Raw genomic sequence first — 20,655 nt, 5'->3', positions numbered from 1 at the left:
TGGCCCACCCGATCAAATGGCTTCCCGAGCCCCCACCCGAGGATAAACGATCACCTGCGCCGGGGCCGCTGAATTATTCGTGACCGCAGGTTTTGGGGGCATCGATGGTCGTCAGCCATCAACGCGCAACGAAGTGTTGCGCTTCGCGAGATCGTCGGTTACCGTCATACGCAACAAAAGGTTGCGAATCGAAGGAGTCGGCATGGAGTACGGACAGATCGAGCGGACGATGTACGTCGAGGCCACACCGGAGGTGGTCTACGAGGTCATCAGCAGCCCTGCACATCTCAAAGAATGGTGGCCCGACGACGTGGCCCTGGAGCCGGTTCCCGGTGCGGTCGGCGAACTCGTCTGGGGGGAGCGCGGTACTGCGGACGTGCAGATCGTCCCGATCACGGTCGTCGACGCGCAGCCGCACCGGTTGTTCTCCTTCCGCTGGACCCATCCGGCCGAGGAACCCGCCGGCGTCGGCAATTCCCTGTTCGTCACCTTCGAACTCGCGCCCTCCGGTGACGGCACCTCGGTGCGGATGGTCGAAACGGGTTTCCGCGAGATGGGGTGGGAGATCGCCGCGCTCGAAAAGGAATACAGCGAGCACATCAAGGGCTGGGACTATTTCCTGCCGAGGCTCGTACAGTGCGCGGAACGGCTGGTCGCGCGCCGATGAGCGGTGTGGTCGACGATGATCTGTGGTCCGCGATAGGGGACCCGACCCGGCGTCGCATGCTCGATCTACTGCTCACCGACGGTGAGGGGACCGCTACCAGCCTCAGTGAGCGACTGCCGGTCACCAGGCAGGCCGTCGCCAGACATCTGGGCGTGCTGGATCGGGTCGGGTTGGTACACGGCACACCCGAAGGCCGGGAACGGCGTTACCGGGTGGACGACGCCCAACTGGCCCGTGCGGTCGCGCAACTCAATGCCGTCGGATCTACCTGGGACGCCCGGCTGCAGCGCATCAAGCGCATCGCCGAGGCCATTCAACGCAGCAAACAGCAGTAATCGAGAGGGATCGACATGGTGGATATTCTGCACAGGGCCGGAGTCGAGTCGGCGTCGGTGGACGACGTCTATGCGGCCTTGACCTCGATCGAAGGCCTGGCCGGCTGGTGGGCGAGTGATACGAAGGGGGATACGAACCCCGGGGGAGTCATCGAGTTCCGGTTCACCGCAGGTGGATTCGATATGAAGGTGGTCGACCTGCAGCCCGGGAAGCGGGTGCTGTGGGAGGTCGTCGGCGGGCCCGAGGAGTGGATCGGCACCGAGGTGGTGTGGGATCTGAAGGAAGAGGAAGGGTTCACGATCATTCTGTTCCAGCATCGGGGCTGGAAGGAACCGGGTGAGTTCATGCATCACTGCAGCACCAAGTGGGCGATCTACCTGATGAGTTTGAAGCAGTTGGTCGAGACCGGAACGGGTGCGCCGGACCCACACGACGTGCGGATCAGCAACTGGCACTAGGGGATAGCGGTGACCTGTCCATGTCGACGGGTCCCCGTACCTCTCGCTTCGATCGCTCCGGAAAGCTCGCCCGGAGTCGATATCTACGGCATACTGGCCAAGGCAGCAGACCTTCTGACAGGTCAGGGCTGCGGCGCCGATAGCGGCCCGCATCGCCCACGCTCGGTTCGCAATCCTCGCGGCGAGCGCCTCTCTTTCCCGGACACCGGACTCTTCGTCTCCGTCGTTCGAGATCGATCGATGCTGCCTTGTGTCAATCAGCCCGCCGACACCGGGCTCAACCACGCCATGAAACGGAGCGAAAACCTATGAGTACCTTCGGAATTACCGACGGCAGCGAACGAGCGATCCTCGAGAACCTGCTCGATCGCAACCGCGAAGCGCTCATCGAGACCGTGCGCGGACTGTCCGAGGCGGACGCCCGCCGTCGACTTGTCGCGTCGCTGACGACTCCGATCTCGTTGATCAAGCATGCCGCGGCCGCGGAACGGATCTGGTTCCAACGGTTCTGGGCGGAGCTCGACGAATCCGAGTGCGACGGGTACTCGGGCCGCGACGAGGGTACCTTCGCGGTCGGCGACGACGAATCGCTGGCGGACGTTATCGCTGAGTACGAGCGGGCAAGTCAGCGGTCACGGGAGATCGCGGCCCGGTTCGAGCTCGATGACACCAAGGACAATCCTCGGGAGGGGAAGGTCAGTATGCGATGGACCTTGCTCCTGATGATCCAAGAGTTCGCCAGGCATGCTGGTCACGGCGACATCCTGCGGGAGCAGATCGAGAAGGGCATACCGGGGTAATCGTCACCGGGGAGCGGGCTGCGGTCCATCACCTCTGAGGTGAATGCCGATTAGTTGACATAATGTTGATTATCGGCGCAGAAACGGGTGCGATAAATGGGGCTCGTACAGCGGGATGTTGTTGGTATGTGCAATGTTTCGTCGATACCTGCTCCAGGTCCGCCCGGACTCCTCCGCGCCCTGCTCTACGCCGTCAGTCTTGCGCGGGTTGGATCAGTGTCGATCTCCCCTTGGTCGGATTTTCGCCGATGTAAATATTCCGGTCTGCGCCCGCTCTGAGCGGAAAGTATTGAGCGGGTTCCGGATTGGGTATTTGCGACCTCTCCCCTGGGTGCACCGCCCTACCGTTGAATCGTCACAGTGACGTTTTGAAGGTAGGGCGGTGGACCTTGAATTCTGTTGGAGGGCAGCCACTCCGGTCAGATTCCGTTGCCTATACCGTAGTAGCCGCCGAGTAGGCGCCGGCGCCGCTCGCTGTCCACGTCGGTGTCGGCGATGGTCGGCCTGGTCGTCTCGGCATCCTTGTCCGGCTTGTCGCTGTTCTTGCGGAAGATGCCCATGGCGTTCCTTTTGCCTTTCCTGACCCTGGTGACTTCGTTGTCTGCCAGTGTTGTTCGGGCGTACCTCGTACCGCATCGGTCGCAGGGATAGTCCGCCTACGCCGCGGCGGGTACGTTTCGCGGTGGTGATCTCAGGGTTCGGGTCCACCTGGCATGCCACCTGTGGGGCCAGATGTTATTGACTGGCTCTGTTTTCAGATACCAGTAGTCGGCCATGCTGATCCGGTGTTGATTCGCCGGTTGGTCGCGCTGTATGTCGGGTTGTGGTTGTACGGGTTCTCGATGGCTGTGATGGTGCGGGCCGGGCTCGGGTTGGATCCGTGGGATGTGTTCCACCAGGGTGTGGCGCACCATGTGCCGATCAGTTTCGGTGCGGTGACGGCGGCAACCGGGATTGTGGTGCTGCTGGCCTGGATTCCGTTGCGGCAGCGGCCCGGTCTGGGGACGGTGAGCAATGTCGTGGTCATCGCGGTGTCGGTCGATGTCGGGTTGTGGTTGCTGCCCGCTTGGGAGGCGATTCCGGCGCAGGTGGTTGCGATGGGTGCCGCGGTGGTGCTGAACGCGATTGCCACGGTGTTGTACATCGGTGCCGGGATGGGTCCTGGCCCGCGTGATGGACTGATGACTGGACTGGTTCGCCGTACCGGTGTATCGGTATGGAGGGTGCGGACCGTCATCGAGGTGACGGTGTTGTCGACCGGCTGGTTGCTCGGCGGCAGCATCGGGATCGGCACGCTCGTCTACGCGTTCGGGATCGGTCCGCTGATCCAGCTGATGATCCCGGCGGCGAATCGGTACCTGCCGGGCTTTCATGCGAAGCCGACGGATGAGCCCGTCATCGTCCCTGCGTGAACTTCACGATGATGCTGTCGGCTACTCGCGAAATGCCGGCACCACGTCCCATGATCTTTTACCGGGTTGCCCCTCGAGGTGATGGCGGACTCCCCCGCCGTCCTGACTGCTGGCAGGAAACCCTGCCATAAAACGTCACTGTGACGTTAAGTGGGGTGTGGGCCGGGTCCCTATAGTTCCGTAGATTCCGTGAGTTTCGCCGGTTCGGCCGGTTTCGCCGGACGCCACCGCCGCCAGGCGCGCCCCATCATCACCAAGACGATCCCGATGACGGTGTGCAGTGCCCACAACGCCAGCCACGGCCGCAGGAATCCCTCCTCGGTGTACTGGCCGCGCTCGCCGACGCAGTACAGCGAATAGTTGGTGCTGCGTCCTTCGGAGTCGTGGAAGGTGTCGGAGACGACGATCGGTTCTGTGTACGGGGCGTCGCAGAACAGTGGTGCGGTCAGCTCGGCTTCGCCGGGCCAGATGGCAATCGGGAGCAGGAAGCCGAGGATGCCGGTGACACAGACGATCGCGGCCAGTGTCGCCAGGATCCCCGGGGACCGGCGCGGGGCGTCGTCGGAGACGTGCTCGTCCACCCGGTCCGATCGATACTCTTCGCTCATAGCTGCTGCATCCGTAGAAATGTTCCGGCACGGTCGAATTGGGCGACCATCGTGGTGCGCGGTGAGGTGACGTGCACGCTCAGGAGAAGGTCGGCGTCGACGCGGCTGACCACGATCGACGAGACATAGCCGTTCTCCACCCCGGTCCGGGTGAGCGCGGTGTCGACGACCTCCTCGAGCCTGAGCAGCCCGGAAACGTCTCGGACATCGAATGCTTCGCTGTCCAGGTTGTCGAAGGCCGATACGTGCACCGGTGTGGGGCCGTGCAGGGTGCCGTTGGCGAAGGTGTAGTCGTCCTGTTGATCCGGCCGGCCCGGCACGCGGATACGCACATGGACGGCGCTGTCCTTGATGGCGAGGTTCTTGTTCTCCGTGAGGAGCCGGTCGACCTGTGGTGATCCGACCTGCACGGTGAGGCTGTGCGACTCCGGTGCGGTGAGCAGCATGACGGTCACGTGGATGTCGGGGGTGCCGAGGCGTTGCCGCAGGGTGTCGATGGCGGCGGTGGGCAGGGCGGAGACCAGTCCGCCGCCGCGGGCCTGGATGGTTTTTTCGAAGTCGGCGCGGTCGACCGCGCCGATGCAGCCGGTGGTGACGGCGATCAGGAGTGCTCCGAGTGCGGCCACGAGCAGGGAGCGACGGTGTGGCATGGGCTGCATCGTATAGCGCTGGGGTGTCGGGAGATTGGTGTCGGTGTGGATGTTAGGTTCACCAGCACTGGGCGCTCGTCCAGTTGGGTCGGGCTGGCTGGTGTGGAGGCATGGTGCGGAAGACGTCGCGTGTGGTGATCGCGTGTGCGGCAATGGGTGTGGTGTGGCCGGTGAGTGGTGCTCCGGTGGCGTCGGCGGCTCCCGGATTCGGTGAGTATGTCGCGCTGGGTGATTCGTGGGCGGCCGATGCGTCGCTGACGCAGGCGACGGGCGAATTCGCGCCGCTGGGGTGTGCGCAGAGCCGGGGTAGCTATGCCAAGCAGGTGGCGGCCGCGTTGGCGGTCCCGGTGTTCCGGGATGCGACGTGTGGTGGGGCGATGACGGTGAATATGACCGCGCCGCAGCAGGTCCCGTTCGGGGTCAATCCCCCGCAGTTCGATCGGCTCACGCCGTCGACGGATCTGGTGACCCTCGAAATCGGTGGCAACGATGCGAAACTGGCGGTGACGGTGCAGCAGTGCCTGACCGCCGACCCGGCCGTATCGCCGTGCCTGAACACGCTCGTCGCCGACGGCGTCGACCAGATGTCGGTGAACATCGCCGCGGCGGAACAGAAGGTGACCGCATCGGTCGAAGGGATCCGGCAGCGCGCACCTCAGGCACGCATCCTGCTGCTGGACTACTTCGAAGGAGTCAGTACCGGTCCCGGCTGCTTCCCCACCGTGCCGATCTCCGACGCCGACGCGGACTGGTTGGGTCGCAAGCTCATCGAGTTGAACGCGATGCTGGCCCGCGTGGCCTGGGCAACCGGCGTGGAACTGGTCGACACCTACAGCACCAGCTCCGGCCACGACGGTTGCCAGCCGCCCGGTACCCGGTGGGTCGAAGGTCTGGTCCCGTGGTCCAGCAATCCGCCGGGACCGGCGGTGCCGTTCCATCCCAACCAACTCGGCGCCGACCATCAGGCGCGCAGCGTGCTGGCGGTGCTGGGACGGTAGTCCCGAAGTCGCCGGCCCGGCAGTTTGCGGCCTGTGGTCCGCGGCCTGCGGTCGACCAGTCGCCCTTCGCACCCAAGCTGTCCCACGAGTGGCACACCACGGTGTACCCCTCTCGGCGTTTGACACGGCCATGTGCCACTCGATACCGGCATGAGGCCTGTGAGGTCGGGCGTTCGGGTGACACAGTTCAGGCCCACATCGGGGTGCGCTGCGGCGGTTCGCGGATCTGGTCAGTGCTGCCGCCGTTAAGGGCTGAGGCCGGTCGTCTCCCGATGGAGCTGCGAAGGGCTCAGGCCGGTCGTCTCGCGAGGAAGCTGCGAAGGGCTCAGGCCGGTCGTCTCGCGAGGAAGCCGCGATCGAATAGGCGTCGGGTTTCTGGAAACCAGCGGGGCGCGGCGGCAGCCCGGCATGCTTTTCCCACTGGAGGTGAGAAGGCCGGACCGACCAGCACTGGCGCTGAACCCGCCGTGGGTTCGTTCATGCCGGGGCGGGCACGCTGCGATGGGCTGCGTATTTGCTGCAGCGCATAGGACACGCGTGGTGCTCAGGTGGGCGACGGTCCGGGAGCAGTCGCGCAACGTTCGGGCAGTCGCTGATTGTCGCGAGGACAGCGGTGATCGGTGACCGTAAAGTTCGGCGCATGGCGTTCCACCTCGAATTGCGACCGACTCCACCGTTGCAGTTGACTCCGGAATGCTTGGTGCACACCGGGATCGCGCGTCTGTTCGTGACCGGCATGCTCGTGCAGGGTTCCGGCGCTCCACCCGAACAGTTCGGCTTCTTCATCCCCACCGCGACACCGTTGCCCGTGACCGCCACCGAACCGCAACTGCTGGCCGAGGCGCACCTGATGACCGGCATCGCCACCTCCACCTCCGGCAACTTCCCGTTCGGTGTCGAGCACGTTCAGGCCGCGTATCTGCCGGACCCGCGTGGCGGTACCGATCGCTGGTTGTATCTCAGCGGTGCCGCGCACGTCGGGCGGGAGATCCGCCTCGGGTATCGAGTGACGGTCGTGTCGGTGTGACCGTCGCGTCTCACCCAGCCAGCGTCTGGGTGTCACACAGGAGGACGCCACACAGGAAGCGGCGCCTTGCACAGCGTGCTGCGCCCGGCCCTCAGTTCGCCGCCCGCGCAACGCAGCGGCGAACTGCTGCTGGACGTCGCCGGCCGCCGTCATCGTCTGCCGACCCGTTCGATTCGATGACGCCGTCTGTGCGTGGCGACATCGGCGGCGAACGCTGATCCGCCGCATGACGAGCCGCGGAATCTTCAGCAGCGGGTTGCCTCGTTGTCTTGTTTCGCTTCGAGGTGGACGTCGCCTTTGTTGTAGGGCGTTGTGCGGTTGACGTACTCGTCGGGTACCCGGAATTTGATCACTCGGGTGCATGGCGTGGGCGCGGCACAGCTGGTGTGGACCTCGAGTTCCGGTGTCATCGCGAAGTTCCGGTCGACTGTCAAGGTCAGCATGAAGGTGCCGTCGTACTCGGGGTAGCCCTTCTGGATGTCCTCATAGCCGAACCTCTTGTTGACGAGTTGCACAGCGGTCTGCTTCGAGGTCGATGCCTGACTGTTGCAGAACAGTCGACCCTCCACCGAAACGCTCTGCCGGCTCATACGGAACTCGGCGGCAAAATGTGTGCCGGTCGAGGCGAGTGGCGTGGCCGCAGCGGTTGCCGGAAGCCATGCGGTGGTGGAACCCGAAGCGAGCAGAACGATGGCGGCGAGTCGGTAACGCATTGTGAAGTCCAATCTGTGCGGTCGGGACGTGACAACGCGGAGCAGATCAACTTTCCTCGATTCCGCGGTACGGCGGCGGGTTTCCGTCGATTCCGTTGACTCCAAACCGCCGGTGCGCGTGTCCATCGCGGACTCGAGACCGGCTCCCGAGGCGCTGGCCTCGTGTACAGCGACGCCGATCAACCAGCGGAACCACCGGAACTGCCCGCTTGCCGACGACCGCGCATCTCGTGGATGATGCGCCGGTCCCATTGCGGCGCAAGGTAAGGAACAGCCTCATGCGAACCCTGTATGTCGTCGCACATCCGGAGTCGACTCATCACGTCGACGGACTTGTCGGCGGCTGGTACGACTCACCACTCACCTCGGCGGGGTTGCATGCCGCGACGAAGATCGCGGTGGCGTTGCGCTGTGCCATCCCTGAGCAGGACGCTGTCCAGGTGTACTCCTCGGATCTGCAACGGGCGGCGCAGACAGCCGACGTCATCGGCGAGCAGTTGCGTGTCCGGCCGGTGCTCGATGCGCGGTTGCGGGAGAAGTCTTACGGTGCGGCTGAAGGCAAACCGCAGGAATGGTTGCGGCAGCGGTTCATCACCCCGCCTGCGGTGGGCGAGCGGCTGCGCCACGATGAGGGCATTGCAGGGTCGGAGACCATGTACGCGTTCGGCGAGCGCGTTTATGCGGCAATGGACGCGATCCTGTCGAGCGACTGCGCACATCAGATCGTCGTGACGCACGGCGGCGCGATCACCTTCGCCGTGGCGTCGTGGACGAGGTTGCCGATCGACTCACTCGCGTACGCCAGGTTCAACGGTCCGTCCGGCAGCATCACCGAACTCCGGGAGGACGACTACTTCCACAACCGTCAGGTCGTCCGGCTCGGCGACACCCGGCACCTCAGCTAGCCGGTACCGCGGTCGTCGCGTTCTGATCGACGGCAGGTTCGGCGGCCGCGCGGGTGACCGTCACCCAGGTGTTGTTGACCGCGGCGTTGCCGGAGAAGGTGTCGGTGAGTGATGGGTCGTGCAGGAGGTTGACGTTCGCGCCGGGCAACGCCGCGGCCACCGACCAGCCCACGCCGGGCTCTTGATGACCCCACCCGTGCGGGATGGCGATGGTGCCCGCACGGATGTCGTCGCTGACTTCCAGGGGCACCACGATCGCACCGATCGGTGAAGTCACCGTGACGGGTTCACCGTCGGTGAGTCCGCGCGCGGCGGCGTCGGTGGAGTGCATGAGGGCGGTGCAGCGGTCCCGTCCTTTCACCATGGCGGGGACGTTGTGCAGCCAGGAGTTGTTGCTGCGCAGGTGCCGACGGCCGATCAACTTCAGGTCGTAGCCGTCGACTGGCGTGGTGATCGCATTACCGATACGGGCGTCGTCGAGCACGGTGCGCGCGGCGGCGAGGAAATCCTCGGGTGCCAGGTGCACCTTGCGGTCCTTCGTCCCGAGCAACGCGCGCAACCTCGGTTTCAACGGACCCAGGTCGATACCACCGGCGGAGGCACGTGCCTTACCGACCGTCAGCGCTTTGCGTCCCCGCCGCAGCACCCCGTATGGACCGGCAGCCACTCCGGCCGTCGCCAACCGCACCGGACCGAACTGCTCGAAGAGACTGTTGAGTGCGCGCCTGGTGAATCGGCGGGCCGGTATCGGGACCAGTTCGGTGATCAGTCGCGCCAGGATCTGCCAGTCTTCGAGCCCGTCGGCGGGGGGGGCGAAGACGCGGGCGTCGTAGCGCAAGTTGTTGCGCACGCTGAACACCGGGAACAGGATGTTGACGTCCTCGCGTTCGAGCGGGGAGATCGGCGGCAGGATGATGTCGGCGTGGCGGGTCGTTTCGTTGATGTACATGTCCACGGCGACATAGAAATCCAGCGAGTCCAGGGCCGCGCCGAGCCTGCCGCGCTGCGGTGTGGACAGTACCGGGTTGCCCGCGTAGGTGATCATGGCTCGGATCTGCCCGTCACCTTCGGTGAGGATCTCGTCCGCCAGTACCGCTACCGGCAGTTCGGTGCGGAACGACTTGTAGGTGCCGGAACGGTCCGTCCACGCGCCGTAACCCATTGGCAGATACTTCGCGAACCGGGCCGCGTCGATCGGTGGTGTCGCGAACATCTGCCCACCGACGCGGTCCAGGTTTCCGGTGACCGCGTTGATCGTGTTCACCAGCCAGTGGGTGAGTGTGCCGGTCACCTGCTGGCACACCCCGATTCGCGCGTACAGCACCGCTGACGAGGCGGCGGCATGGTCGCGGGCGAGCGTTCGGATGGTGTCGGCGTCGATGCCGGCGTGCGGTGCCATCTGCTCGGGTGTCGCCTCGGCGACCAGTGTGCGCAGGTGCTCCCAGCCGGTGCACTGCGCGCGGATCGCGTCTTCGTCACACAGGTTTTCGGCGATCAACACGTGCAGCATCGCCAGCAGCAGATACACATCGCCGCCCGGGCTCACCGCCACATGCTGATCGGCCAGCCGTGCCGTCTCGGTGCGCCGCGGATCGATGACCACGACCTTCCCGCCGCGACCCCGCACGTCCTTGATGCGCTGCTTGGCGTTGGGCATGGTGGTGATCGACCCGTTCGACACCGCCGGATTCGCGCCGAGGATCACCAGCCGGTCGGTGCGGTCGATATCGATGACCGGCATCAGCACATTCGATCCGAACATCCGCCACGCCACGAACTCCTGCGGGAACTGATCGATCGACGACGCCGAGAAGAAGTTCCGGGTCAGCAGCACCGCGCGCAGCAACGCCCCATAGATCACCGAGGAACTGTGTGCCGCCGGATTTCCCAGATACATGCCGATCGCGCTCGGCCCATACGCGCTGCGCACCGCCCGCAACCGCTGCCCGATCTCACCGAACGCCTCATCCCAGCCGATCGGCTCGAACCGGTCACCGACCCGGCGCACCGGTGTGCGCAACCGATCCGGATCGTGGTGCAGCCCGCCCATCGCCGTGGCCTTCGGGCAGATGTATCCCTGCGACAGCACGTCCGCAGGATTGCCCTCGATCCGCGTCACCTGCGGTCCCTCGACGGTAACCAGGATTCCGCAGTGTGCCTCGCACAGCGTGCACTGCCGGGCAATGGTCGTAGCACTCATAGTGTTTCGCCTTCTGCCGGTTCGCTTGCCACAGGCTACCAAGCAAACCGTAGGTACCACTATGTTCGTGGGGATGCCGAGCGGACATGAGCAGGTGGCGTCGGTCCTGCCTGTGATGATTCATTGCCCGCGCGTCAGCGCTTCGGCTGTGATGGCGCGTCCGAGATGACTCTCCGCGAGCGTCCCGAGCGCTGTGCCGACCCGGGTATGGGGGCCGGTCGGGTTTGCGGGCTAGGCGGTTAGCATGGGGGCGAGGTATCGGCGCGCGAAGGTGCGGGCCTGTTCGTCGCTGTCGAGATCGATCGCGGTGGGTGGGGTCAGCAGCAGCGATGCCGCGATGCGGATGTGCAGTTCGGCGACGGTGCGCAGATGCTGTTCGGTCTCCGCGGAAAGCGGTGCATCGCCGTAGAGTTCCTGTTTCCACACCGCCACGATGAACTCGCAGACGATCCGCACCAGGGGCCCGGCGGCGGTGGTCAGGGCGGGCAGGATCGTGTCGGGTTCGGTGTCGAGCAGCCGGCGCAGCACCGGATGGTTGCGCAGGTATCCCAGTGTGTAGACGGTACTTTCGGCCATCCGGTCACCGATGTCGGTGAGTCCGGCGACCGCGGCGGTGCTCCCTTCCAGGTATTCGCGCAACTCGTTGTGCAGCACCGCTTCGGTGAGCGCGTCCTTGGTGGCGAAGCGGCGGTACAGGGTCGCGCGGCCTATTCCGGCGCGTTTGGCCACGTCCTCGACCGTGGATCGGCGCCACCCCACCGTGGCCATCTGATCGACCGCCGCGGCGAGGATGCGCACGGTCAGCTCGTCCGGATCGGCAAGCAGCGCGAGCACCTCCGGATCGGGGCTGGTCAGCGTATCCAACAGTGTGCCCTTGCTCACGTGCGTCACCAGCCTCCTTGTTCTGAACCGTGCCCCCACACTATCGTCCGATACACAGAGACGCAATTTGTCTCACATGTCTCAGTGTTGAGGAGTGTGGTCCATGTCTGCCATCGCCCCCGCGATAACCCGATATCTCCAGCGCGTACGCGCCACTCGCGTCCAATTGCTCGCCTTCGTGATGGCGGTGTGGTTGACCAGCAACTTCCCGGTGGCCTTGGCGATCAACCCGAGCTTCCCCACCGAGCACGCCCACGCGCGCACCGTGCACTTGCTGTTCATCCCGATCACCGTCAACGGCTGGCACGCGGTGTTCCACCTGGTGACCGGCGCCGCCGGGCTCTATGCCGTACGCACCCGACGCGGTGCCACGACCTACGCCGCCGCCGCGGCGGTGATCTATCTGGCGACAGCGTTTCTGTGCGCGATGGATTGGACGGTCATGTGCCGGTTCATGGCCGTGGACACCTTCGGCAATGTGGTGCACGCCCTCGAAGGACTCACTCTCGCCGCGATCGCGGCCTACGCGCTGATCGGCAACAGCGCTACGCGCGTTGCCCGCACGCCTCACTCGGTCACCACTACGGAGCCCTCATGACCAAGTCGACAACGCCCGCACGCACCTTGACCGCCACCGACGGCATTGAGATCGCCGTCTATGAAGCCGGCCCACCAGAGGGGCCCACCGTGGTGTTGATCCACGGCTACCCCGACGACCATCACGTGTGGGACGGTGTGGTCACACTGCTCGCCGACCGATTTCACGTCGTGACCTACGATGTACGCGGGGCGGGGAACTCCGGGCGGCCGAAAAACACTGCGGCCTACCGGATTTCACAATTGATCGAGGATCTGCACACCGTGCTGGCCACGACCGCACCCGACGGGGCGCATGTGCTGGCCCATGACTGGGGATCGATCTGCGTGTGGGAGGCGGTCACCGATCCACGGTTCGCCACCGGTATTCACTCGCTGACCAGCATTTCCGGGCCCTCGCTCGACATGCTCGGGGTCTGGATGCGCCGCGTCCGCCACCATCCGCGCGCCATCGCGGCCCAGCTGCGCCGTTCGGCCTACACCCTGGCCTTCCAATTGCCCGTCGTCCCCGAACTTGCCGTCAAGGCGGGGCTGGTAGCGCGAGTGGTCGCGGCCTCGAGCCGACCAGGCGAGCCCGCCGGGACCCCCGCGCACACGGTGACGGTGGGTGACGCCGTCGACGGAATCGGCTTGTACCGCGCCAACCTGGCGCGCCGGGTACTGCGCCCGCGGCCGCGTTCCACCGTGATCCCCGTCCTGGTGCTCGCGCCCGTCGATGACGTCAACATCAGTGTCGCCGCGCAAACGGAACCGCCGGCGCCGTTCGCGGCGAACTTGCGAACACAACAGATCGAGGGCAACCACTGGGTGATCACCCAGCGCCCCGCCGTGGTCGCCGAGCGCTTCACGACCTTCATCGATGACCTGGCCGGGTCGCGTTGACCAGCAACACACGTCGAGCCCGCCGGTTCTGATCTAGTTGCGCTGCGTCGGATTTGCCACCCGGGCGCCACCGTCCGCCGAGTGATCGGCGGCGCACCGCGCAAGAGCGGGCAGCGGTTTCGATCGCCGTTTCGACGAAGGCGCGCGTGCCTGCGCCGCTGAGCGCCGGCTGCCGCGATGTCGGTCGCGGCAGCCGGCGCTGCTGGGGACGAACTCTGTCCGGCCGGAAAACGCGCCGTCGCAGGCCTGTTCGGCGCTCATGTTGCGCGCGATGCAGACATGCATGCACTGCATGAAGGTGCCTCGAACGGCATTGGCGCGCTTGATAATTCATCGTCTGCACCAGGGGTTCCACGTGAATCAGCCGGACTGCGAAACCTTGCGAAGCAGGACAGAACTCAGCTGTCCTTGCGCAGCGACTCCCGATAGCTCGCTTCGATCTTCTCGCGCAGATTCTTTTCGGTATGCCGGACCGCCGGTCCGATGAACGCCTGGATCACTCGGTCGAGGGCACGCCCGGCGAGACCACCCGGCACCCGGTAGTCGGCGGTGGCGCTGACCTTCGTGGTGTCGGCGCCCAGCTCCGCGAAGTCCCAGCGGATCTGGCCTTCGATCCCCTTGATCGCGCGCATCGTCACCCGGGCGCCGTCCACCCATTCGATGGTGTCCGCACGCAGATGCAAGGTGGTCGGGCCGAGGTGCAGAGCGGTATCGAACACCGCGCCGACCCCGGAGGTCTGCTCCCCCACCGGGGTGAAATGCCGTATCCCGAACATCCAGTCCGGCACGTTCCGATAGTCGGCGACATAGGTGAACGCGAAATCCACCGGCGCCGCACACGTCGCACTGTGCTCGACATGGCCCATCTGTACCCCTCCGGCCGCTCGGGTCCTTCCTTCGACCCTAAGCCACCCTGGCGAACCTCGCCCGCGAAGTCCGCTGCCTGCCAACCACTTACACCCGCCGGATAGCTACGCCCACCTCGCCGGCCGACGCCATACATGGCTGAGCCGGATCTGGGCTGTAGCGCCGACGGGGTCCTCGTTGCCCACGCTCGGTTCGCAATCCACGCGGCGATCGCCTCGGCGACAAGCCGTCCCGATATGACCGGGCCTGCCACCTCTGAAACCGACGACAGGTGCCCGCCGCACGAATCACCCCGGCCGATAGGGTCGGGTAGTGACGTGGACGGTGGGCTTCGACCTGGATATGACGCTGATCGACTCGCGACCGGGTGTCAGCCGGGCGATCGATACTCTCGCGGCGGAGTTCGACCTCCCGATCCGCGGTATCGATTTCGCCGACCGGCTCGGACCTCCGCTGGCCACGCTGCTCGTCGAGGCGGGCGCGCCGGAGGAGCTGGTTCCCGCGCTGGTCACCCGCTACCGGGAGTTGTATCCCAGCATCGTGTCCAGCATCCCCGCGATGCCGGGCGCCGACGCCGCATTGGCCGCGATCGAGGACCGCGGCGGGCGCGTGCTCGTCGTCACCGGCAAGCACGAACCGTTGGCGCAGTTGCACATCGATGAACTCGGCTGGCGGATCGACCACCTCGCCGGCGACCTGTGGTCCGCGGGCAAAGCCTCGGTGCTGAAGCAGGAGCGGGCAAGCATTTTCGTCGGCGACCACATCGGCGACATGCGCGGCGCGCAGACGGCGGGGGTTCTTGCTGTCGGCGTCACCACCGGCCCTTGTGACGCTGCGGAACTGCGTGCCGCGGGCGCGGACGTAATCCTCGCCGACCTCACCGAATTCCCGCAGTGGCTCGCCGAGGAACTCGGTCCGATCGCCGACGCGGGCTGATCGAAGCAGCGTGGCGCACAGGGTATTCCGGACAGTTGCACCGTCAGTTTCCCTGTCGCTAGCCTGCACACCAGTCGCCCACCGCCGGCGCGCATTCTGAGAGGAGAACGAATCAATGGACCGTTTCACCGACAGGATCGCCGTGGTGACGGGCGCGGCCCAGGGCATCGGCGCGGCCACCGCGCTGCGACTCGCCATCGAGGGCGCCGCCGTCGCGGTACTCGACCGCAACACCCCCGACGACACCCTCGAGCAGATCAGCCGCGCGGGCGGCACCGCCCGCGGCTACGTCTGCGACGTCACCGACCGCGACTCCGTGCAGTCGGTGTTCGACCGGATCGCCACCGACCTCGGCGACCCGCACATCCTGGTGAACAACGCGGGCATCACCCGCGACGACCTGTTCTTCCGCCTCGCCGAAGACGACTGGAACGCCGTACTCTCGGTCAATCTGACCGGTGTCTACCACTGCACCCAGGTCGCCCAGAAGTACATGGTCGCCCAGCGCTACGGCAAGATCGTGTCGCTGTCGAGCCGCTCGGCCCTCGGTAACCGCGGCCAAGCCAACTACGCCGCCGCGAAAGCGGGCATCCAAGGCCTCACCGCCACCCTCGCCCTCGAACTCGGCCCCTACAACATCAACGTCAACGCCGTCGCCCCCGGCTACATCGCCACCGCGATGACCGCCGCCACCGCCGACCGCGTCGGCATGACCCCCGAAGACCACCAGCAATCCGTCGCCGAACGCACCCCCCTCGGCCGCGTCGGCCAGCCCGAAGAAGTCGCCGCCGTCATCGCCTTCCTCGCCAGCGACGAAGCCTCCTACGTCAGCGGCCAAACCCTCTACGTCAACGGCGGAGCACGCTGACCAGCGGGACATGAGGGCCGGGTGGCCCCGCGCTCCCCGCTCGCCGACAGGAGGCAGGGGTGCGGAACCACTGCGTCGACCATTCCTACGGTTGCCTACAGCCGCACGTCAGACTTGCTCTCGCAACCGCGCATCGAGGGCCGGGGTGGAGGTCACCGCAACTCACCCCGGAAGTGCTGCGGCCCACCTCACCACGGGACCGGACCGTGCCGGTCGAAGTAACCACCGGTGGGTCCATCGGGCCCGAGCGTGGCCAGCGTGACGATGGCGTCAGTACCTTCGGTGAGCGTCTGATACCCGGCATGACCGTTGAAATCGGTTGCGGTGTAACCGGGATCGGCGGCGTTGACCCGCATGCCCGGTAGTGCTCGCGCGTACTGCGAGGTGATCATGTTCAGCGCCGACTTGGACGAGGTGTACGGCAAATTCAGCAGGGTCGATTCGAGCCTGGCCGGATCGGAGGTGATGGTCAGCGAACCCATGCCGCTCGACACCATCACGATGCGCGGTTGCGTCGCCGCGCGCAGCAACGGCAGGAACGCGTGGGTCACCTCGACGGGTGCGAACACGTTGGTCTCGAAGACCGCACGGAAATCCGCGGCCCGCGTGTCTTCCGGAGCATGGAACGCACCTGAAATGCCCGCGTTGTTGATCAGCACATCCAACGTCGACGTCCGCGCACCCACCGCCGCCACGGCGGCCGCGATCGACTCCGCCGAGGTGACATCGAGCTGCACGAATTCGACATTCAACCCCGCTTCGGCGAGCTCGACCGCCGCCCGCTTACCGCGCTCGGCGTCACGCGCACCCAGAAACACTTGCCACCCCAATTCGCCGAGCCTGCGGACTGTTTCGCGACCCAGCCCCTTGTTCGCTCCGGTCACCAGAGCGGTTGTCATTGCGTTCATGCACTAAGCCTCGGCGCCCACACCCCGCCTCACCAGGGCCGAATTGTCCTGGGACCAGCGGTACCACCCCGCGTGGTGCCCGCTGCGGGATGATCGAGCGATGGACCGCTCCGAACTCGCCGCGCTGCTGCGTCAGGCCCGCACCCGGATACAGCCGCGCGACGTCGGCCTGCCCGCGGGCACGCGCCGTCAGGTACCCGGACTGCGCCGCGAAGAGGTCGCCCAGCTCGCCGGCGTCAGCGTCGACTACGTGGTCCGCCTCGAACAAGGCCGCGGACCACACCCCTCGACCGCGGTGCTCACCGCCCTGTCCCGGGCACTGCGACTCGACGACAACGACCGCGACCTGCTGTTCCGCCTCGCCGGATCGGCACCACCGCAAGCCGGCCGGATCGCCCAAGTCGTACGGCCGAGCGTGCTGCGGCTACTGGACCGCATGGTGGACCTGCCGACACTGGTCATGTCCGCCAAAGGCGATGTGCTGGCCTGGAATCCGATGGCCGCCGCACTGCTCGGCGACTTCTCCGCCGTGCCGCCCGCCCGCCGCAACATCATCCGCGAATGTTTCCTCGGCACCGAACCCGGCCGCGTCCGCTTCACCCCCGAGGAACTGCACTCCGTCGGCGCCTACGGCGTCGGCACCCTGCGCAGCGCCAAGGCCCGCTACCCCGACGACCCCGACCTCGACTGCCTGATCACCGAACTACGCACCCACAGCAGCGAATTCGAACAACTCTGGCACGAACGCCCCTTCATCCAATGGCGCAGCGCCACCAAAACCATCGACCACCCCGAACTCGGCACCCTGATCCTGGAATGCGACACCCTGCTCGTCCCCGACGCCGACCAAACCGTCGTCGTCTACTCCGCCGCCCCCGACACCCCCGCCGCCTCCGCCCTGGACCTACTCCGCATCACCGGCACCCAACAATTCACCGACCACACCTGAGCGCCAGGGCCAGTGCGCACCTGGCGGCGACAGGACGGGAATGCCCGGAAGCTCCAGCGCTGGGCTGATCAGTTCACCGTAGACGCCACGGCAGTGGCACGACCGAAAGCCCACGGCTGTGGTCAACCGTCCCACTGGTACGAGCTGAACCTGTTGCGCACCAAGCCACCCCGGCAGCACGGTAGCGAGGGGCCGCCCCAAGCCACGCCCGGTTGCAGACCCACTGTCGAGCCGCGCGTCGCAGTACCCCGAGGCCGATGAGGCCATGTTTAGACCGAGGCAGTTGCACCCAGTGACGCGCGTGCACGGCTGTTAGCTTCGGAGTATGGAAGCCTCGACACCTCCGGACAACTCAGGCTGTGCCGCGGCCTACGATCCGATCGCGAAAGCCTACGCCGCGGAGAACGCGACCAGTCTCCTCAACGAGTACTACAACAGGCCCGCGATCCGCGATCTGCTCGGTGACGTCTCCGGTAAGCACGTGCTCGACGTGGGGTGTGGCTCCGGCCCAACGCTGCTCGACTTGATCCAGGGCGGAGCTACCGCCGTCGGAATCGACGGCAGCAAAGCTCTCATCGACATCGCCCGCGACCGCGTCGGAAGCGCCACAGAGCTCTACGTCGCAGATCTAGCTCAACCGTTGCCCTTCGACGACTCCACCTTCGACGACGTCGTGTGCTCTCTGACCCTCCACTATCTCCAGGACTGGCATTCCCCGCTAACGGAGATCCGACGGGTGCTGAAGCCCGGAGGCCGCCTGATCCTGTCCGTGGAACATCCGCTCGTAATGTGGTTCACCGACCTCCAAGCAGGCAACAAAACCAACTACTTCGCCACACGGCCCCGGCACGTGACGGACATGGCAGGACAAGACGCCGACCTGACGTTTTGGGACCGGTCACTGTCGACCATGTTCAAAACATTCTCCGACACCGGATTTCGAGTGACCCACCTCGACGAGCCCGGCCCCGCACCAGAGGCGCTCGAGCGGTTCCCCGAATTCTTTGAAGATAGGGACGACCCCCGATTTCTGGCCTTCCTGTTCCTGGTCCTGGTCCCGGAAGCTTGATCTCTGCACAGATCCGGTCCTGCCGGTCAACTGCAGAACCGATGGTGCCCTAGCGTCGACCTCCGTGACTCAGGCGGCCCCGTCGTGCAGCCCAAGCAAAGGAGGCCCGGCCCACTGGCCCGAGCCCCCCGAACCGCCGAAACTATTTCTTGTCCGCGACCAGCCCATACTCCTCGAGCATGACCCCGATCTCGGTCGACTCCAACTTCTTCATCAACTTCTTCCGCAACACATCCGGCCCAGGGATATGCAGCTCGTCCCCGTCGCGTAGTCGACTCGTCGCGGCCAGCAGCTTGCGCACGTCATAGGTCGAGTTGTAGACCTCCGGCACGCCACGCTCGATCCCGAGCAGCTGATACGACGCCTCCATCGCGGTGCGCACCGAGTACTCCGTGGTGAAAATGCAATCGCGGGTCGACTCGGCGAACTGACCGATGAACGCGAAGTTCACCGATCCCTGCGGCACCACGTCGGGGCGGTCACCGGCCTGACGCGGCATGAAGAACGCCGTCACATACGGCATCATCACCGGCACGCATTTCGCCGAATTCGCCGCCAGCTCACCGATTTCGGCTTCCGGCACACCCATGTGGTAGAGCCATTCCTGGGTGATTTCCTCGCCGGTGCATTCGCTCATCGGCTTCTTGACGTAATCGCCGGGCACATCCACGAACAGCGAGTAGATCCAGACCACGATCTGATCCTTGGGCTGCTGCTTGAAATGCGGCTGCCGGTTCACCGTCCAGCTCATCAACCAGCTCGAGTCCTTCACGGTGACGATGCCGCCGGTGACGACCTTCCCGCTGAACGGATCACGCTTACAGATCTTCTGGATATACCCGGGGATGCGCTCGTCGAGTGTGGTGACGGTCGCCGACTCCCATTTGGTCTCCGGAATATGCCCACCGAACACATCGGGGTGCCCGAACGCAGGGTCCTTGGCCGCGATCCGCCGCCACAGATCCCACGCCGGCGCCGGACCGTCGAGCAGCCTCGCCGGCGTGTGGTGATCGCCGTCGTTGGAGTTCTCGGTGAGCGAACCGATCGTGGTGAACAACAGATCGTTCTCGCCCAGCTCGACACTGCCCTCGGTGCCCTCCGAGACCCAGTGGATCTTGGTGGCCTGCTTGCGTTCCCGGGTCAGATGGAAGTCGATGTCGGTGATCTCGGTATCGAACCGGAACGTCACGCCCTGATCGAGCAGCCACCGATACAGCGGCAATACCAGCGACTCGTACTGGTTGTATTTGGTGAACTTCAATGCCGAGAAGTCGGGCAGACCGCCGATGTGGTGGATGAAGCGATGCAGATACAACTTCATCTCCAGCGCGCTGTGCCACTCCTCGAAGGCGAACATCGTGCGCCAGTACAGCCAGAAGTTGCTCTGCAAGAAGTCCTCGCCGAAGACCTCGTTGATGCGCTTGTTCTCCATCTCCTCCGGCGCGGCGAGGAACACCTTGATCATGTCCTTCTGCGCCTTGTTGCTCAGCGTGAACAAGCCGTCGGTGTGCGCGTCCTGACCGCGTTTCTCGGTGGCCCGCTGCAACGAGGAGTTCGGGTCGTCCTTGTTCAGCCAATAGAACTCGTCCAGCACACTGGCCCCGTCGATCTCCATCGACGGCACCGACCGGAACAGATCCCACAGGCATTCGAAATGGTTCTCCATCTCGCGGCCACCGCGGATCACGAAACCCTTCTTCGGCTCCTTGATGCCGTCGAGCGCGCCACCGGGCAGCTTCAACCGCTCGAACACGGTGATCTTGTCACCCGACATCTGACCGTCCCGGATGAGGAACGCCGCACCCGACAGCGAGGCCAGCCCCGCCCCGACGAACCACGCCGTCTTGTCCTGCACACCCTCGGGCTTGCGCGGCCGGGCAAAGGCCTCATAGTTGCCGCTGCTGTAGTACATGTGACCCCTCT

23 protein-coding genes are annotated in these 20,655 nt (G+C 65.4%); 14 read left to right on the top strand and 9 right to left on the bottom strand.

Annotated features, from left to right (window positions below; genetic code table 11):
• Positions 1 to 202 precede the first annotated feature (202 nt).
• From DBO33_RS21850 to DBO33_RS21835, 4 genes are all read left to right on the top strand, one after another.
• Positions 203 to 667, top strand: coding sequence for an SRPBCC domain-containing protein (locus tag DBO33_RS21850; protein WP_107656706.1), 465 nt, complete (start codon positions 203 to 205; stop codon positions 665 to 667).
• Positions 664 to 1,002, top strand: a complete 339-nt coding sequence (locus DBO33_RS21845) for an ArsR/SmtB family transcription factor (protein WP_107656705.1) — start codon at positions 664 to 666, stop codon at positions 1,000 to 1,002. The genes DBO33_RS21850 and DBO33_RS21845 overlap by 4 nt, the downstream gene beginning before the upstream one ends.
• 15 nt (positions 1,003 to 1,017) lie before the next feature.
• Positions 1,018 to 1,461 carry an SRPBCC family protein gene (locus tag DBO33_RS21840; RefSeq protein WP_107656704.1) on the top strand — a complete coding sequence of 148 codons (444 nt, stop codon included), beginning with the start codon at positions 1,018 to 1,020 and terminating at the stop codon, positions 1,459 to 1,461.
• 308 nt (positions 1,462 to 1,769) lie between these two features.
• Positions 1,770 to 2,261: a DinB family protein gene (locus DBO33_RS21835; RefSeq protein WP_107656703.1), complete on the top strand. Its 492-nt coding sequence runs from the start codon at positions 1,770 to 1,772 to the stop codon at positions 2,259 to 2,261.
• Between the two features lie 419 nt (positions 2,262 to 2,680).
• Here the strand turns inward: DBO33_RS21835 and DBO33_RS42910 are convergent, their stop codons facing one another.
• A complete protein-coding gene (locus tag DBO33_RS42910; protein ID WP_159080403.1) occupies positions 2,681 to 2,821 on the bottom strand; it encodes a hypothetical protein in 141 nt (46 codons plus the stop codon).
• Between the two features lie 225 nt (positions 2,822 to 3,046).
• On the opposite strand from DBO33_RS42910, the gene yczE reads away from it, so the two are divergent.
• Positions 3,047 to 3,673, top strand: coding sequence for a membrane protein YczE (gene yczE / locus DBO33_RS21830; protein WP_107656702.1), 627 nt, complete (start codon positions 3,047 to 3,049; stop codon positions 3,671 to 3,673).
• Positions 3,674 to 3,843: 170 nt separating this feature from the next.
• On the opposite strand, the gene DBO33_RS21825 is transcribed toward yczE, so the two are convergent.
• Together DBO33_RS21825 and DBO33_RS21820 are read right to left on the bottom strand one after the other, a co-directional pair.
• Complete coding sequence (locus DBO33_RS21825) at positions 3,844 to 4,281, bottom strand: hypothetical protein (protein ID WP_107656701.1); 438 nt, start codon at positions 4,279 to 4,281, stop codon at positions 3,844 to 3,846.
• A complete protein-coding gene (locus DBO33_RS21820; RefSeq protein WP_159080402.1) occupies positions 4,278 to 4,931 on the bottom strand; it encodes a hypothetical protein in 654 nt (217 codons plus the stop codon). The genes DBO33_RS21825 and DBO33_RS21820 overlap by 4 nt, the downstream gene beginning before the upstream one ends.
• 170 nt (positions 4,932 to 5,101) lie before the next feature.
• Here DBO33_RS21820 and DBO33_RS21815 point away from each other — a divergent pair, with 170 nt between their 5' ends.
• Both DBO33_RS21815 and DBO33_RS21810 read left to right on the top strand, forming a co-directional pair.
• Positions 5,102 to 5,929: an SGNH/GDSL hydrolase family protein gene (locus tag DBO33_RS21815; protein WP_159080401.1), complete on the top strand. Its 828-nt coding sequence runs from the start codon at positions 5,102 to 5,104 to the stop codon at positions 5,927 to 5,929.
• Positions 5,930 to 6,569: 640 nt separating this feature from the next.
• Complete coding sequence (locus DBO33_RS21810; protein ID WP_107656698.1) at positions 6,570 to 6,956, top strand: hypothetical protein; 387 nt, start codon at positions 6,570 to 6,572, stop codon at positions 6,954 to 6,956.
• Positions 6,957 to 7,201: 245 nt separating this feature from the next.
• Here DBO33_RS21810 and DBO33_RS21805 read toward each other — a convergent pair whose 3' ends face one another.
• Positions 7,202 to 7,669 carry a transthyretin-like family protein gene (locus DBO33_RS21805; RefSeq protein ID WP_159080400.1) on the bottom strand — a complete coding sequence of 156 codons (468 nt, stop codon included), beginning with the start codon at positions 7,667 to 7,669 and terminating at the stop codon, positions 7,202 to 7,204.
• A 278-nt stretch (positions 7,670 to 7,947) separates the two neighbouring features.
• Between DBO33_RS21805 and DBO33_RS21800 the strand changes: the two genes are divergently transcribed.
• Positions 7,948 to 8,574: a histidine phosphatase family protein gene (locus DBO33_RS21800; RefSeq protein WP_107656696.1), complete on the top strand. Its 627-nt coding sequence runs from the start codon at positions 7,948 to 7,950 to the stop codon at positions 8,572 to 8,574.
• Here the strand turns inward: DBO33_RS21800 and DBO33_RS21795 are convergent.
• Positions 8,567 to 10,774, bottom strand: a complete 2,208-nt coding sequence (locus tag DBO33_RS21795) for a molybdopterin oxidoreductase family protein (RefSeq protein WP_107656695.1) — start codon at positions 10,772 to 10,774, stop codon at positions 8,567 to 8,569. The two genes, DBO33_RS21800 and DBO33_RS21795, sit on opposite strands and share 8 nt — an antisense overlap.
• A gap of 231 nt (positions 10,775 to 11,005) precedes the next feature.
• The gene (locus tag DBO33_RS21790) at positions 11,006 to 11,665 is read right to left on the bottom strand and encodes a TetR/AcrR family transcriptional regulator (RefSeq protein WP_234390969.1); all 660 of its coding nucleotides are present in this window, start codon (positions 11,663 to 11,665) and stop codon (positions 11,006 to 11,008) included.
• 94 nt (positions 11,666 to 11,759) lie between these two features.
• Between DBO33_RS21790 and DBO33_RS21785 the strand changes: the two genes are divergently transcribed.
• Both DBO33_RS21785 and DBO33_RS21780 read left to right on the top strand, forming a co-directional pair.
• Complete coding sequence (locus DBO33_RS21785; RefSeq protein WP_107656694.1) at positions 11,760 to 12,254, top strand: DUF4383 domain-containing protein; 495 nt, start codon at positions 11,760 to 11,762, stop codon at positions 12,252 to 12,254.
• The gene (locus DBO33_RS21780) at positions 12,251 to 13,135 is read left to right on the top strand and encodes an alpha/beta fold hydrolase (protein ID WP_107656693.1); all 885 of its coding nucleotides are present in this window, start codon (positions 12,251 to 12,253) and stop codon (positions 13,133 to 13,135) included. The genes DBO33_RS21785 and DBO33_RS21780 overlap by 4 nt, the downstream gene beginning before the upstream one ends.
• 398 nt (positions 13,136 to 13,533) lie before the next feature.
• Here DBO33_RS21780 and DBO33_RS21770 read toward each other — a convergent pair whose 3' ends face one another.
• Entirely contained in the window at positions 13,534 to 14,001 is a 468-nt protein-coding gene (locus tag DBO33_RS21770; protein ID WP_107656691.1) for an SRPBCC family protein, read from the bottom strand.
• A gap of 313 nt (positions 14,002 to 14,314) precedes the next feature.
• On the opposite strand from DBO33_RS21770, the gene DBO33_RS21765 reads away from it, so the two are divergent.
• Positions 14,315 to 14,938: an HAD family hydrolase gene (locus DBO33_RS21765; protein WP_199856717.1), complete on the top strand. Its 624-nt coding sequence runs from the start codon at positions 14,315 to 14,317 to the stop codon at positions 14,936 to 14,938.
• A gap of 115 nt (positions 14,939 to 15,053) precedes the next feature.
• Entirely contained in the window at positions 15,054 to 15,806 is a 753-nt protein-coding gene (gene fabG, locus DBO33_RS21760; RefSeq protein WP_107656690.1) for a 3-oxoacyl-ACP reductase FabG, read from the top strand.
• Between the two features lie 188 nt (positions 15,807 to 15,994).
• On the opposite strand, the gene DBO33_RS21755 is transcribed toward fabG, so the two are convergent.
• Positions 15,995 to 16,714, bottom strand: a complete 720-nt coding sequence (locus DBO33_RS21755) for an SDR family oxidoreductase (RefSeq protein ID WP_234390968.1) — start codon at positions 16,712 to 16,714, stop codon at positions 15,995 to 15,997.
• 100 nt (positions 16,715 to 16,814) lie between these two features.
• Here DBO33_RS21755 and DBO33_RS21750 point away from each other — a divergent pair, with 100 nt between their 5' ends.
• Entirely contained in the window at positions 16,815 to 17,663 is an 849-nt protein-coding gene (locus DBO33_RS21750) for a helix-turn-helix transcriptional regulator (RefSeq protein ID WP_107656688.1), read from the top strand.
• A gap of 325 nt (positions 17,664 to 17,988) precedes the next feature.
• Positions 17,989 to 18,732, top strand: coding sequence for a class I SAM-dependent methyltransferase (locus DBO33_RS21745; RefSeq protein WP_107656687.1), 744 nt, complete (start codon positions 17,989 to 17,991; stop codon positions 18,730 to 18,732).
• 142 nt (positions 18,733 to 18,874) lie between these two features.
• Here the strand turns inward: DBO33_RS21745 and DBO33_RS21740 are convergent, their stop codons facing one another.
• On the bottom strand, positions 18,875 to 20,644 hold the full coding sequence (locus DBO33_RS21740) for an oleate hydratase (RefSeq protein WP_107656686.1): 1,770 nt from the start codon (positions 20,642 to 20,644) through the stop codon (positions 18,875 to 18,877).
• Positions 20,645 to 20,655 lie beyond the last annotated feature (11 nt).

Origin of the sequence: Nocardia suismassiliense, assembly GCF_900269665.1 — a bacterium.
In the GTDB taxonomy this organism is placed as follows: Bacteria; Actinomycetota; Actinomycetes; order Mycobacteriales; family Mycobacteriaceae; genus Nocardia; species Nocardia suismassiliense.
Note: the sequence above shows the minus strand (reverse complement) of the source record. Positions and strands in the feature narration are given on the sequence as shown.